This window comes from Lactococcus hircilactis (assembly GCF_009601015.1).
Classification (GTDB): Bacteria; Bacillota; Bacilli; order Lactobacillales; family Streptococcaceae; genus Lactococcus; species Lactococcus hircilactis.
On sequence record NZ_WITJ01000009.1, the window covers coordinates 47,573 to 62,100 of the forward strand.

Below are 14,528 nucleotides of genomic sequence, written 5' to 3' on the forward strand. Positions count from 1 at the left end.
GATTTTGCATCAAAACTTGATATACTTGAAATAAAAAGAGGTAAATATATGGATGAAAATCAATCAGAACAAAACGAAACACTCACAGAAGACCAACGTTTTGAGGACTTACAGGAGTACCACGTGACACCGCCAGGCGATCCAGAATTTCCTGAATTAGAGTTTTTATTTGAAAAAGAAAGCAGCTCCCTTGTCTCTCCGCTTGATGTGAAATCCCCCCTCACACCAGAGCTAGAGTCAGAGAAGGCCTCAACTCCTACTGACACAGCATCGATCACTCCAAAATGGAATTGGGGCGCATTTGCCTTCCCTCTCTTTTTTGGAGTAGCACATCGTTCTTATCTCGGACTTTTGATTTTATTGGCCGCTATCCCTTGGGTTGGCCCCATTTTTGGCTTAGTGTGGTCCATTATTTTTGGATTTTACGGTGAAAAATGGACGCTAGAAAATCGAGATAATGGGTATCGTGATGAAGAAGAATTCCGAAAAATCATGTCTGGATGGAATCGAGCAGGCTTGGTCGGCTTTATCATCGGACTTGTCCTTGTGGTCTTATTAGGACTGCTTGCTATCGTGTTTTTCATTGTTTTCATCAATCGAATTCCAGCAGGACAAGAGTACTTTTTCAATCCTTGAAAAGCAATAGAACAATTAAATTCAAAGCGGAGAACCGCTTTTTTTGTGCTATAATAAAACAATAACATCAGAAGAAAATTTGAAGAAACGAGGAAACCGAAATGGGCAAAATTATTGAACTTGACGAAGCACTCGCCAATCAAATTGCTGCTGGAGAAGTTGTTGAACGCCCAGCTAGCGTAGTCAAAGAGTTGGTTGAAAATTCAATTGATGCAAAGAGTACAAAAATCACAATCATCATTGAAACATCAGGTCTAAAACGAATTGAAGTCATAGATAATGGAACAGGGATCGAAAAATCGGACGTTTCCATGGCTCTAAAACGGCATGCAACCAGTAAAATCAAAGATAAAACCGATCTTTTTAGAATTCGAACCTTGGGGTTTCGCGGAGAAGCAATTCCGTCGATCGCATCTGTCAGCGATTTTACGATTGAGACCAGTGTTGAAAGCGAAAGTTCAGGAACAAAGCTCATCGCCAAAGGCGGCGTGATTCAAAAAGTTGAGCCAACACTCAAACGACAAGGCACAAAAATTTCCGTTGAGAACCTCTTTTTCAACACACCTGCCCGACTGAAATACATCAAATCACTCCAAGCTGAACTGTCTCATATTACCGACATAATCAACCGACTCAGTCTCGCACATCCCAATATTGCTTTTCAACTGATCAATAACGATCACGAATTTCTAAAAACCAGTGGTTCTGGCGATTTAAAACAGGTCATCGCAGCGATTTATGGAGTCGTCCAGGCAAAAAAAATGCGAAAAATAGATACTCAAGATCTTGATTTTGAAGTGTCGGGATATGTGAGCTTGCCAGAACTCACACGTTCTAATCCAAATTATATTACTTTATTAGTAAATGGCAGATACATTAAAAACTTCTTATTAAGAAAAGCTGTTTTAGAAGGTTACAGCAATCGAATCATGGTTGGGCGCTTTCCATTCGCTGTGATTTCGATTCACATTGATCCACAACTCACCGATGTCAATGTCCATCCAACAAAACAAGAAATCCGTTTATCTAAAGAAAAGGAACTTATGGCTTTAATCTCAAAAGCGATAGCCTCGACACTGCTTGAAGGTGTTTTGATTCCAGAAGCGATTGAAGGGGCGAAAGAAAAAAATACCCCAGCAGCCACAGCAAAACACCCCTCCTTTTCTCAGCAATCGGCACTGTATTATGATAAAGAAAAAAGAGATTTCTTTATTAAAGAAGAAATAAATGAGAAACAATCATCCCAGATCACTTCTCCCACTTTATTTACTGAACGTGCTGAGGTCAATGAATCCGTCCCTCTGATTGAAAAACGAGAAAAAACCGCCACGTCAGATGAACTCACCCCCACACAAGATTCAACCCATCAGCCGGTGATTACTCACTTCCCAGTACTTGAGTATTTAGCACAGTTTCATCGCACTTATCTTTTGTGTCAAGCACAAGAAGGGCTTTATATGATAGATCAGCATGCAGCTCAAGAGCGCATCAAGTACGAATACTGGAAAGATCGGATTGGTGAGGGAGCTATTGATCAGCAAATTTTATTGACCCCTTATTATTTCGATCTCCCAAGAGATGAGGCACTCTTGTTGTCTGAAAGAAAGGAAAAACTCCATGAAGCGGGTGTTTTCTTGGAAGAATACGGGGATACGACGTTTATTCTAAGAGAAAATCCAGTGTGGTTGAGAGAATCGGAGATTGAAAAAGTCATTTATGAGATGATAGATCGTGTGCTTTCATTTGATCAGTTCTCTTTAAAGGAGTATCGTCATGATTTAGCGGCAATGGTGGCCTGCAAGAGTTCGATTAAAGCAGGAGAGCCATTAGATGATCTATCAGCTAAACAGTTAATCCGTGATTTAGAAAAATGTGAAAATCCTTATTCTTGTGCACACGGAAGACCTACAATTCTTCATTTTTCAGAGACAGAAGTGCAAAAAATGTTTAGAAGAATACAAGAAACGCATCGCACCAAAGCAGCAAGTTGGAAAGATGAGCGTTAAAGAAATTAGAGAGAAAAAATGTACGATTATTTTAATGGAAAATTAACAAAAATCAGTCCAACTTCTATTGTTGTTGAGACGCACTCCATTGGCTATTTGATCAATGTTGCGAATCCGTATGCTTGGTCAAGTTTGATGAACACCACAGTCAAAATATACGTTCATCAAGTGATTCGTGAAGACGCGCACACGCTTTTTGGTTTTGTTAGTGAAGCAGAAAAAGCACTCTTTTTGCGGTTGATTAGCGTTTCAGGAATCGGCCCAAAATCAGCACTTGCAATTATTGCAGCAAGTGATAATGAAGGATTGATTCAAGCAATAGATCATAGTGACATTACCTATTTGACAAAATTCCCTGGTGTTGGGAAAAAAACAGCGATGCAGATGATTTTAGATTTAGAAGGAAAATTCGAAAAAATTGGAGCAGACGCACCTTCATTAGGGGATACACGTCACAACAATATTGCACTAGATGAAGCCATAGAAGCGCTTGTAGCACTGGGTTATAAAGCAACAGAATTAACAAAAATTAAAAAAACGTTAGAAACAAAAACAGACTTGACAAGTGAAGCATACATCAAACAAGCATTAAAATTAATGATGAAATAACGCACACTTTTTTTCTTGTGCTATAATAAAACTAAGATGAATGATATTTTAAATAAAGAGCCGATGGGTGAAGAAGTAACGATGGAAAAATCACTCCGTCCGCAACTTTTTAGCCAATATATTGGACAAGACAAAGTTAAAGAACAATTAGAAATCTTTATTAAAGCCGCAAAATTACGTGAAGAAGTGCTCGATCACGTTCTTTTGTTTGGCCCTCCAGGACTAGGAAAAACAACGATGGCGTTTGTGATTGCCAATGAACTTGGGGTTCACATCAAACAAACTGCTGGCCCTGCGATTGAGAAACCTGGCGATTTAGTTGCGATTTTAAATGAGCTAGAACCAGGGGATGTCCTTTTTATTGATGAGATTCACAGGCTTCCCATGCAGGTTGAAGAAATTTTGTACTCGGCGATGGAAGATTTTTACATCGACATTATGCTTGGTGCTGGAGATGGTTCGCGCTCGGTTCATTTAGACTTGCCACCATTTACCTTGGTTGGGGCAACGACGAGAGCTGGGATGTTGTCAAACCCTTTGCGCGCCCGCTTTGGGATTTCCAGTCACATGGAATATTATCAAGAGCGTGATTTGGAAGAAATCGTCAAGCGGACAGCCGATATTTTTGAAGTCGAAGTCATTGATAATGCTGCTTTAGAGATTGCTTTACGGAGTCGCGGAACTCCCAGAATTGCCAATCGTCTGCTTAAACGCGTGCGTGATTTTGCCCAAATCATGGGCGATGGCCGTGTGGATAAAGCAATTACAGATAAGGCTCTGACGATTTTGGATGTGGACAATGAAGGATTGGATATTATTGATCAAAAAATCCTAAAAAATATGATAGAGATGTATCACGGCGGACCCGTCGGTTTATCAACGATCGCAGTCAATATCGCAGAAGATCGTGAAACGATTGAAGACATGTATGAACCCTATCTCATCCAAAAAGGTTTTATCATGCGGACCAAGCAAGGAAGAAAAGCAACAAAACGTGCCTATGAACACTTAGGCTACCAATGGGATCATGAAGAATAATCCTGTCAGTACTGACAGAAAATGAGTTGTCACGTTAAGAGCATAGATCAAAGCGTTCAAGTCACACACTGGTGTTGTGTGACTTTTTGAGTTTTAAATTTAATATAATCGATAAAATAAAAGTGAATAAGAATTAGAATAAAAAAATGAACCTTATCATGAATGAAAAAGAAACAAAACAAACACTAAAAAAACGATAAAAAAGAGTAAAATAAATATAAAGGAAAAATTTGAACAATGAGAGCAAAACATTGAGCAAATGGTGAGGTTTGCTTTTTGTTATTTTTTTTTCGTGATATTAGAAAATCGTCCCCATTTCATTACTTTATATTGAGAGGTAGATCTAATGAAAGATTTTAAATTTGAATTAAAAAAGTTTATCTTAAACAAGAAAAACAGGTACATATTAGTATTGATTTCTGCAATAATTGTAGGTTACAGCACTTATGCCACGATTTCTTTTACGTCTCTTTTTAGTAATAATACCGCATCACTTCTCCAAGATGTACAAGATAACGAAAAATCAGTTCAGGATAACATTAAAAATAATGAGGATATTTTAAAAGATGCGAAAACAAGCGCAGCGCGTGATCAACTGAATGATACACTAAACTATTATAAAGAACAGAATATCATTTATGAAAAACAAGTCACAGCGCTCAATGCTAATCATATCAATGAATATTTTCGTTTGCAAAAGAAAGTGGATCAACTTCTCTTAAATGCAGAAAATGGTCAGGATAAGGCGCTGAAACAGGAAATTAAATATATAACGACGGTACAAGAGCGACATTTGAATTTTGAAGTCATGGCGTCGATGCAATCTCATGCGTTTGGAAATTTTCATCAGCAATTCATTCCGATTTTATCCAGCAGTTTATTTATTGTCTTATTTTCTTCTATGATTTCAATTCTTGTTGCGAGTGGTTATGAATCTAAAGAAAATAGATTTTATCGATTTGCAGGAATTGATTTGCGAAAAAATCTTTTGATAAAAGTTTTATCTGGTACTTTAGCGACATTTGCTTGGATTTTGCTCTCAAGCATTGTATATTTTCTGATTATTGGTGTTGTCAATGGTTTTGGGGCTTGGAATTATCCAGCCTATCTTGGCAATGTAGATTTTATGAGATTTACTCTCACTAACATCACAATTGCAAATGGAATACTGGATTTAGGAAGTGTTTTTTATTTATTCTTTGTCATTTTATTTCTCGCTTCATTAGGTGCTTTGATTTCTGTTTTTGTCAAGCGCAGTATGGTTGTTGTGGGAGTTATTGCTCTATTTGTTATGGGATATTCAATGATAGGAAAAGTTTCGTGGATCATTTCAATAAAGCGATTTATTCCATTTTCTTATTTTGAACCACTTAAACTTTTTGGGAATCCGACGGATTTGTTTGGTCGCTATTCTTTAGTGGTTGGAGCCAGTTATCTCTTTGTTTTAAGTGCACTTTTCTTGAGCATTTCTATCTTCGTTCTTAAAAACCAAAAAATAAGGAGCGTCTAATGGGATTAAAAATAAAAAATTTAAAGATTCCAGATATTTCACCACTTGATTTTGAGATTGTCGAAAATGGACTGTATGGTGTGATTGGGCGAAATGGTATTGGGAAAAGCACTCTTTTTGGAATTCTTTCAGGTGAGATTGGATTTTCCCAAGGAAAAATTGAAAGTGGTCGTGTCGCTTATCTTCCTGATGTAGAATCGTTTGAAGAAAGTTTAAAAATGAAAGATTATTTTGAACTTTTAAAAACAAAAGAAAAAGACAAGGCAAAAGCATTAGTCAGCATTTTCGGTGCTGACACATTTCAGAAAAAGAGAATCGGTCAATTTTCTTTGGGCATGAAACAACTTTTTGCGACAATTTTGTCTTTTTCAATAGATTGTGACCTCCTGATTATTGACGAGCTGTTTAGTGGACTTGATGTTTCAAAAAAAGCTTTAGTGTATGAAGAAGTCAAAAAAGTTGTCCAAGAAAAAATTGTTCTTTTAACTTCACACAATCTCAAAGAAATCGAACATTTTTGCAATCAAACCTATCTCTTATCTGAGTCTGGACTTAATTTAGTCACTGATTTTGACGAAGCGGCCAAAGAAATTGGCTATATGGATGTGTTTTTTTGAAAGGAGAAATCATGTCAGTCATTACACCCGTACCTCAGCCTAAAAGTGATATTTTTAGGGAGGTTGAACAACTCCAAAATGCTTTTAAAAATAGTGAAAGTAAAGTTTGGATTGATCCGAATAAAAAGTATAAAAAATTAAAGGAATCAAAGAAAAAAACTCAACAAAAAGATTAGCGTGAAACGCTTCATTAAAGGATCAAATAACCGCGTATGATGTCAATAAAAAAACTTGCCAAAGATTTGAACAGGTTTTTTTATTTTTGAAGTATTGACAGTATTATCTGATGAAATAGGGTATAATAGAACGAGTGAGCAAAATTTGTGATTGATAATGAGTTAAAGTAAAGGGATTTATGGAAAAAATAGTATTTGTTTGTTTAGGAAATATTTGTCGGAGTCCAATGGCAGAATTTATCATGAAAGAGATGGTAAATAAGGCAGGACTGGCATCAACTGTTCATATTGAGAGTCGGGCGACGTCTTCTTGGGAGGATGGGAATCCCGTTCATTCTGGGACTCAAAAGCAGCTTGAGGAGCATCAGATTACTTTTGATGAGCAAAAGCGAAGCCAAAAAATGAAGCGGGAAGATTATTATGCTTTTGATAAAATCATTGCGATGGATGAAGCTAATATGGAGGCACTTAAAAAAAGAGCGCCAGAAAAAACGAGTCAGAAAATTGGCATGCTTTTAGATCAAGGCGTTCCAGATCCGTGGTTTACAGGTGATTTTCAAGAAACGTATCAGTTGATTAAGAGCGGATGCGAGAGCTTGTTACATGAAATGATCGAAATAACAGAGAAAAAATCAAAAAAATACGGGTTAATGTGATAAAATCTAACATCGGGACTTGACAGTTAGGAATTCAAAGCTTATAATAAACGACATGGAGGGTTAAAAGATTGAAAGAACGCGAATTGAGACGATCAATGGCAGTTTTACCGATTGGAACGGTGATGAAACTGACGGACTTATCGGCGAGACAGATTCGTTACTATGAGGAGCAACGTCTTATTTCTCCTGAGCGAAATGAGGGAAATAGGCGAATGTACTCATTGAGTGATATTGACGTGCTTTTTGAAATCAGCGATTTGCTTTCTGAGGGGAATAATATCGCTGAGGTGAAACAGATTTTTGCAAAACAAAAAGCAAAAAAAGCACGCACGCTTTCGATTAACGAAGTTCATGCTGCTTTGGAAAATGAGTTTGCTCAACAAGGCCGTTTTAACAATCAAACTAACGCTCTACCTTTTAGTCAACCGAGGATGTAGAACACGTTTTAGAGGTAACATTCTGCATCACAATTAAAAAAATAGGAGTATTTCTATGACAATTACAGCAGCAGACATCCGTCGCGATGTGAAAGAAAAAGACATCAAATTTTTACGCTTAATGTTTACCGATATCCTCGGCACACTTAAAAATGTTGAAGTCCCTGCAACAGATGAACAATTGGATAAGCTTTTTGAAAACAAAATGATGTTTGATGGATCATCCATCGAAGGATTTGTCCGGATTAATGAATCTGACATGTACCTTTATCCAGACTTGGACACTTGGATTGTTTTTCCTTGGGGAGATGAGTATGGTAAAGTGGCTGGCGTGATTTGTGATGTTTACACACCAGAAGGAGAACCGTTTGCAGGTGATCCACGTGGGGTATTGAAACGCAACCTCAAGAAAATGGAAGATGCTGGATTTGCAAGTTTTAACCTTGGCCCAGAACCAGAGTTTTTCCTCTTTAAATTAAATGAAAATAGTGAGCCAACGCTTGAAGTGAACGACAAAGGTGGATATTTTGACCTTGCTCCAACAGATCTCGCAGGGAACACACGTCGTGAAATCGTTAATGTTTTGACTGGACTTGGTTTTGAAGTTGAAGCTTCTCACCACGAAGTCGCTGTTGGACAACACGAAATTGATTTCAAATATGCGAATGCACTCAAAGCTTGCGATAACATCCAACTTTTCAAATTGGTTGTCAAAACCATTGCGCGTAAACATGGACTTCATGCAACGTTCATGGCAAAACCAAAATTTGGAATTAATGGCTCAGGAATGCACTGCAATATGTCATTGTTTGATGCTGAAGGACAAAATGTTTTTGCAGATCCAGCAGGAGATTTGGGACTTTCAGATGTTGCGCATAGCTTTATTGCTGGACTTTTGAAACACGCATATAATTTTACGGCCATCACAAATCCAACAGTCAACAGCTACAAACGCTTAGTTCCAGGATATGAAGCTCCTGTTTATGTTGCTTGGGCTGGACGTAACCGCTCACCACTCATTCGTGTTCCTGCTTCTCGCGGAATGTCCACACGTGTTGAACTTCGTGCAGTTGATCCAACAGCAAATCCATATCTTGCCCTTGCAGTCTTACTTGCTTCAGGTCTTGATGGGGTTAAAAATAATTTGGAAGCTCCAGAAGCAATTGAATCTAATATCTATGTGATGACAGAAGAAGAACGTAAAGCTCATGGAATTACTGATTTACCATCAACATTGCATAATGCTGTCAAAGCATTGCGTGAAGATGATGTTGTTATTGAAGCTTTAGGAAATCACGTTTTGACAAGTTTTGTTGAAGCGAAGAAGATTGAATGGGCGTCTTATGCACAATTTGTCACACAATGGGAAATTGATAATTACTTGGAACTTTATTAAGAGAAATCTACTGATTTTTTAACTGAAAAAAGCACTGAAAAGTGTTTTTTTGTTTTTTGAGACAGTTTTTTTGAATTTTTGAGGGTTATTCGTTAAAATGAGAGAAAGAATGATTTTAGAAAGCGGATACGAAAAATGAGTGAGAAAGAACGTTTGAAAAATTCACTTTTGAATTTGGAATATGGGAAAGTGGCAGTTCTTGCCATGGTGGAACGCGGTGTTTATGCTGATTCTGAGGATCGTTTTGATTTTAAGGAAGAAGAATGTGCTTGGAAAATTCAAGCTAAAGTCGTGACAGATTTGGCTATGGAAGTGAAAAAGGCAGATGAAGACGTGTTGATTATTGGCCGTAAAGAGGAAGAAAAAGCGTTAGGACAGGCGGATTTTGAGTCTTTTATTGCGCAATTGAAGGGAGAAAAACACTTGGTTTTTATTGAGTGCCTTTCACTTGGAACGACTGAAATTAAAGGAATTCTGAATCAATTACTTGAAAAAAAGAAATTTGCGACGACGAAACTTGTGCTTTTGGATTTGCCGACGATTGAATATATGACTTTGCGGGATGCTTTTCATGACGTGATCGCATTTTAATCAAAAAAACGTGTACCGATTTTTCGGGAAACACGTTTTTTATTTTTTTAAAAAGTCATTTTGGAATTGGCGAGAGTGTGCCATGAGATCTTTGTAGGTGCTGACAATCGTTTGAGTATAGGTTTTATTTTTGACACGGTCAGCAACTTTGTCAAGGACGACTTGTTCGCGTGCTGGATCAAAAACAATGGCGTGGTGTTCTTTTTTGAATTCTGCTATTTTTAAAACAAGCGCCATCCGTTGTTCCAAAAGGGCTGTCAGTGCTTGGTCGGTTTCGTCGATTTGAGTTCTAATTTCTTCTAAGTTCATGGTTTTAATTATATCAGAATTAGTGAGAAAAGTGTATAATATTCTTGAAAGGAAATGCAATGAAAATTAGAAAAGCTCAAGAAAAAGACATTCCCCAACTTTTGTCATTACTGACAGAAATTGCGCGCTATCATTATGAGAGAAGACCAGATGTTTTTTTGGGGTCTGGCATAAAATATACAGCAGAATTACTCAAGGAAATGATTGTCAGTGCTGACAGCCCGATCTTTGTTGCGGTAAATGAAAAAGATGAGGTGTTGGGATATGCCATGGTTCAGATTAAAATACGCACGGATCACCCTGTTCTCGCACCGTATCGCATCCTTTATTTGGATGATTTGTGCGTGGATGAAAAAGCGAGAAAATTAGGAATCGGAAGCCAGCTGATGGCGTTTCTAAAAACGTTTGCAGTGTCTGAGCGGTGTAGTCGAATCGAATTGAATGTTTGGGAATTTCCAGATTCTGCTTTGCACTTTTATGAAGAAAATGGCTTCCAAACCCAACGGCGGGAACTGGAATTTTGGTTATGAAAACTTGAATCATTCAAGTTTTTTAGTATTTGACAATATTAAGTAGTGGTGGTATACTAAAAAGTGTAAGTTATAATAGAGAAAGTTAGGAAAATAAATGTGACAGAGATCAACCCACAATTATTGAAGGGAACACTTGATGGCGCATTGTTACTTGTCATCGGTCAAGGTGAAACATACGGGTATGAAATCACTGAAAAACTCGAAAAAATGGGATTTTTATCCATCGCGGCAGGGACGATTTATCCGATTTTACAAAAATTAGAACGCACAGCACTGATTTCTGGTGAAATGCGTGCATCAAGTGAAGGACCAAAGCGAAAATACTTCACGCTCACAACACAAGGAGAAGCGAAGGTGAACGTTTTTTTAAAGGATTGGGACGCACTTTCTAGTGCGATGACGCACCTCATCTCAGAAACGAGAGCATAAGCATAAGAGAGAAAGGGGAGAAAATGCTTACAAAACAGCAACGAAAAGATCGACAAGATGCACTGGATCGACTGAATGAAGAGAATTTGCGTTATTTTAACACATTTGTCATATCAGGTGATGATGTTCAGCTCAAAAAAGAGGACGCATACGATGAAATGATTGAAAATTTGATTTCAGATTTGTTACACGCGCAAGCGAATGAGGTGTCAGCGGCTACGTATTTTGGATTGCCCGAAGATCAACTGAAAATGAGTTGGGAAAAAGAGTTGCCTAAAGGAAATCGCAAAGATCTTTTAAAAAATAATTGGTTTTATTTTATGCTTCTTTTTTTAGCTGCTTTTTTTATCTTTTGGCTTATTCTTAGAACCAATCATTTTCTTGTGCACTTGCCTTTTGTGCTTGTGGGATCTGTGATTTATGCACTCTTAACCATGTTGGTTCCTTTAGCTGTGGCGCGTGTTTTTCCAAATCAAAATAAGAAAAATCAAAGTCGAATTAGCACAGGAATTTGTATTTTATTGATATTGTTGTGTTTTGAATTCATGAACTTATTTAATTTAATGCGTTTGTAGAGGAGTGATGCGAGGCATAAAAAACGTTTAAAAAATGGTATAATGAAGTCATTATCGTTTGGGATTTTTATTTTGAGAAATCTTAAATTTTCATGAGAAAAGTGAGAAAATATGGATAAAAATGAAAAAATTGAAGCTTATGAACTGCTTAATTTGCAGTTGAAGGGGCTGCTTAGTGCACAGAATTATACGATTTCTAATCTTTCAAATGCGGTGGCACTTCTCTGGGCGACATTGCCTCATCAAGTTTTTACTGGATTTTACTTATTTAATGGGAAAAAGCTGATTCTTGGTCCGTTTCAGGGTTCGGTTTCTTGTGTTGAGATTGCGCTTGGTAAAGGGGTTTGCGGAGAAGTCGCAAAAACGAGTATTCCAATGATTGTTGAAAATGTAAAAAATCACAAGAATTACATCTCTTGTGATAGTAAGGCGATGTCTGAGCTTGTCCTCCCACTACTCAAAGACGGAAAAATCGTTGGGGTACTTGATTTGGATAGCTCTGATATTGGATATTATGATGCGATTGATCAAAGCTATTTAACTGAGTTTGCACAGATTTTATGTGAAATGACGGATTTTGAATTTTTCAAGGTCGAAGCAAAAAACGAAGGATAGGTGGAGAAAAAAATGACTCAAAAATTGAATGAATGGCTTGAAAATCGATTTAAAAATGCAAGTGGAAAAGCGGTTAATCCTGGAAATATGAAGGATGCAAAGCGTTTTGCTCAGGAACTTGGAAGTTTTGTTTTTGCGCTCCAAAAGCAAAAAACAGCTCTTGGAGTAGAACCAAGCTTTGCTAATGATTTTATCGGGAGTGACTTGACGCTGTTTGAAGCAGAGCTTGATGCACTTTTGCTCAAAAATGAAAAACTTGTTCCAGCTGAATTTTTGCATCATCAAATTGATCTCGCGCTAAAAAAACCGTGGACAGGAGATAAGGTCTGGGTGCTTGGTGATTTTTTCCCTAAAAACGTGCTTGTCAGTGCTGACGGAGTGCTTTCAAATGTTGTCAGTACTGACAAAAATGCACTTGGCGATCCAGCATGGAATTTGGCGATTGCGTGGTTGATTTTTGATGATAAAGCACGAAAAATTTTCTTTTCAGCAGCAGGTGCTGATGCAGCGACGATTGATCGTGCTCGTATTTTAGCACTCCGCAATGGATTGACGCTTTATTTTTCAGAAGATATTGATGAATTGATTCAATCGCGCGACAGTTTAACGGAAATTTTAAAAGATTATCATTTTTCAGGAGGGATTGACGGGTATGATGTCGGTGGGATTTCTGAACCTGAATTCATTTAAAAAACGAATTATTGCTAAAAATAGAGGACAGATGGAACAAAAAGATGAGTTACCAAGCATTATATAGAAAATATCGCTCTCAGCGTTTTGATGAGATGGTCGGTCAAGAAGTGGTCGCAACGACCTTAAAAAATGCGATTGTGAATCATCAGATTTCGCATGCGTACTTGTTTAGTGGGCCTCGTGGGACAGGAAAAACTTCCGCTGCAAAAATTTTTGCAAAAGCGATTAATTGTCCCAATCAGGTGGATGGAGAACCGTGCAATCACTGCTTTATTTGCGATGCCATCACGAAAGGAGTGCTTGAAGATGTGATCGAACTTGACGCTGCGAGTAATAATGGAGTGGATGAAATTCGTGAAATTCGCGACAAATCTACCTACGCAGCAACGCAAGCGACGTATAAAGTTTATATTATAGATGAAGTCCACATGTTATCAACAGGTGCTTTTAATGCACTGCTCAAAACACTTGAAGAACCAACTGAAAATGTGGTCTTTGTCTTAGCAACGACGGAGCTTCAAAAAATTCCTGCAACAATTATTTCACGCCTGCAACGATTTGCTTTTAAAGCAATCACAACAGCGGACATCAAAAATCATTTGGCGACAATTTTGACGCAAGAAGCTATCGCATTTGAAGCGTCAGCACTGGATGTGATTGCAAAATCAGCTGAAGGTGGCATGCGCGATGCGCTCTCACTTTTGGATCAGGCCCTGTCGTTTTCTCAAGGAGAATTAAAAGAAAAAGACGCACTTTTAGTGACAGGATCTATTGCGAGTGCTGCCTTGACGACTTACGTCAAGGCTTTAGCTGAAAATGATGAATCGTCAGCACTGACAGCACTTGATCAGCTCTTTCTTGAAGGCAAAAATATGCTTCGCTTTACTGAAGACTTATTATCCTATTTTCGTGACATGCTCCTTAAGGCTGATGAAAACGAGCGCACGCAAATTTTTAGTTGGATTAATATTGCGATTGATGCACTGAAAAACATCAGATCATCAACGCAAACAAAAATTGCAGCGGATGTGATGACCATGCGTTTGGCAGAAGTTCCAAAAGGGGACAATTCATCAGAAAAAAGTGAAGATTATCAAGCGTTGAGCGCAGCATTTTCGGATTTGAATAAAAAATATTTAGCACTCAGCCAAGAGATGACACAGCTAAAAAAAGAAATCACACAAGCTCCCGCTTTGTCAGCACTGACAGAGGCGACACAGCAGCCTAAAGTGAGCCAACCGTCATTTTCCGTTAACCGCGAATTGATTTATAAAGCGTTGAGTGAAGCAACACGAGAAGAACTCAGTGCAGCGAGTGCAGCTTGGCCAGAACTTGTTGAGAGCATCACTGTTCCAGCAGAACGTGCCTTACTCAATAACACCAAACCAGCAGCCGCAGGACAACATTATTTAGTCGTGACTTTCCCGCATGTCAATCTTGCAAAACGCGTCATGGAAAATGAAGCATTACAGCTTACATGTGGAAATTTACTTAGCTCGATTGCAGGATTTTCACCAGAAATCATCGCACTTGCAGAATCGGATTGGCTCGAAATTAGAAAGGCTTATGCCGCAGAATATAAAGCAAAAAAGCAACAAGAAACTCAATTGACACCGGCCAAAACAGCCCCTGATGTCCTTTTACAGGCTAAGGCGCTATTTGGAGATAAAGTCGTTGAAGTGACAGATTAAAAAAAATC

At 38.0% G+C, this 14,528-nt stretch carries 18 protein-coding genes; 17 read left to right on the plus strand and 1 reads right to left on the minus strand.

Annotation, left to right across the window (positions count from 1 at the left end; translation table 11 throughout):
* Positions 1-48: 48 nt before the first annotated feature.
* The 11 genes from GHI93_RS13080 to GHI93_RS07455 all read left to right on the plus strand — a co-directional run bounded on the left by GHI93_RS13080 (position 49) and on the right by GHI93_RS07455 (position 9,675).
* Entirely contained in the window at positions 49-636 is a 588-nt protein-coding gene (locus tag GHI93_RS13080; protein WP_246177061.1) for a hypothetical protein, read from the plus strand.
* Positions 637-737: 101 nt separating this feature from the next.
* Complete coding sequence (gene mutL, locus GHI93_RS07415) at positions 738-2,642, plus strand: DNA mismatch repair endonuclease MutL (protein ID WP_153496419.1); 1,905 nt, start codon at positions 738-740, stop codon at positions 2,640-2,642.
* 18 nt (positions 2,643-2,660) lie between these two features.
* A complete protein-coding gene (ruvA, locus tag GHI93_RS07420) occupies positions 2,661-3,251 on the plus strand; it encodes a Holliday junction branch migration protein RuvA (protein WP_153496420.1) in 591 nt (196 codons plus the stop codon).
* Positions 3,252-3,287: 36 nt separating this feature from the next.
* Positions 3,288-4,289: a Holliday junction branch migration DNA helicase RuvB gene (ruvB, locus tag GHI93_RS07425; RefSeq protein WP_170272415.1), complete on the plus strand. Its 1,002-nt coding sequence runs from the start codon at positions 3,288-3,290 to the stop codon at positions 4,287-4,289.
* Between the two features lie 346 nt (positions 4,290-4,635).
* Complete coding sequence (locus tag GHI93_RS07430) at positions 4,636-5,799, plus strand: ABC transporter permease (RefSeq protein WP_153496421.1); 1,164 nt, start codon at positions 4,636-4,638, stop codon at positions 5,797-5,799.
* Entirely contained in the window at positions 5,799-6,416 is a 618-nt protein-coding gene (locus tag GHI93_RS07435; protein ID WP_153496422.1) for an AAA family ATPase, read from the plus strand. The genes GHI93_RS07430 and GHI93_RS07435 overlap by 1 nt, the downstream gene beginning before the upstream one ends.
* A gap of 11 nt (positions 6,417-6,427) precedes the next feature.
* Entirely contained in the window at positions 6,428-6,592 is a 165-nt protein-coding gene (locus GHI93_RS12840; RefSeq protein WP_170272416.1) for a hypothetical protein, read from the plus strand.
* A gap of 179 nt (positions 6,593-6,771) precedes the next feature.
* The gene (locus GHI93_RS07440; RefSeq protein ID WP_153496423.1) at positions 6,772-7,248 is read left to right on the plus strand and encodes a low molecular weight protein-tyrosine-phosphatase; all 477 of its coding nucleotides are present in this window, start codon (positions 6,772-6,774) and stop codon (positions 7,246-7,248) included.
* A gap of 71 nt (positions 7,249-7,319) precedes the next feature.
* Positions 7,320-7,688, plus strand: coding sequence for a MerR family transcriptional regulator (locus GHI93_RS07445; protein WP_153496424.1), 369 nt, complete (start codon positions 7,320-7,322; stop codon positions 7,686-7,688).
* Positions 7,689-7,743: 55 nt separating this feature from the next.
* A complete protein-coding gene (gene glnA / locus GHI93_RS07450) occupies positions 7,744-9,084 on the plus strand; it encodes a type I glutamate--ammonia ligase (RefSeq protein WP_153496425.1) in 1,341 nt (446 codons plus the stop codon).
* A 135-nt stretch (positions 9,085-9,219) separates the two neighbouring features.
* The gene (locus GHI93_RS07455) at positions 9,220-9,675 is read left to right on the plus strand and encodes a hypothetical protein (protein ID WP_153496426.1); all 456 of its coding nucleotides are present in this window, start codon (positions 9,220-9,222) and stop codon (positions 9,673-9,675) included.
* 39 nt (positions 9,676-9,714) lie between these two features.
* Here GHI93_RS07455 and GHI93_RS07460 read toward each other — a convergent pair whose 3' ends face one another.
* Positions 9,715-9,984 carry a chorismate mutase gene (locus GHI93_RS07460; protein WP_153496427.1) on the minus strand — a complete coding sequence of 90 codons (270 nt, stop codon included), beginning with the start codon at positions 9,982-9,984 and terminating at the stop codon, positions 9,715-9,717.
* A 59-nt stretch (positions 9,985-10,043) separates the two neighbouring features.
* Between GHI93_RS07460 and GHI93_RS07465 the strand changes: the two genes are divergently transcribed.
* From GHI93_RS07465 to dnaX, 6 genes are all read left to right on the plus strand, one after another.
* Entirely contained in the window at positions 10,044-10,514 is a 471-nt protein-coding gene (locus tag GHI93_RS07465; RefSeq protein WP_153496428.1) for a GNAT family N-acetyltransferase, read from the plus strand.
* A 99-nt stretch (positions 10,515-10,613) separates the two neighbouring features.
* Complete coding sequence (locus GHI93_RS07470) at positions 10,614-10,946, plus strand: PadR family transcriptional regulator (RefSeq protein WP_415579459.1); 333 nt, start codon at positions 10,614-10,616, stop codon at positions 10,944-10,946.
* A gap of 23 nt (positions 10,947-10,969) precedes the next feature.
* Complete coding sequence (locus GHI93_RS07475) at positions 10,970-11,521, plus strand: hypothetical protein (RefSeq protein ID WP_153496429.1); 552 nt, start codon at positions 10,970-10,972, stop codon at positions 11,519-11,521.
* 111 nt (positions 11,522-11,632) lie between these two features.
* Positions 11,633-12,136, plus strand: coding sequence for a GAF domain-containing protein (locus GHI93_RS07480; protein ID WP_153496430.1), 504 nt, complete (start codon positions 11,633-11,635; stop codon positions 12,134-12,136).
* 12 nt (positions 12,137-12,148) lie between these two features.
* Complete coding sequence (locus tag GHI93_RS07485; protein ID WP_153496431.1) at positions 12,149-12,826, plus strand: phosphotransferase; 678 nt, start codon at positions 12,149-12,151, stop codon at positions 12,824-12,826.
* A gap of 44 nt (positions 12,827-12,870) precedes the next feature.
* A complete protein-coding gene (dnaX, locus tag GHI93_RS07490) occupies positions 12,871-14,520 on the plus strand; it encodes a DNA polymerase III subunit gamma/tau (protein WP_153496432.1) in 1,650 nt (549 codons plus the stop codon).
* Positions 14,521-14,528: the final 8 nt, after the last annotated feature.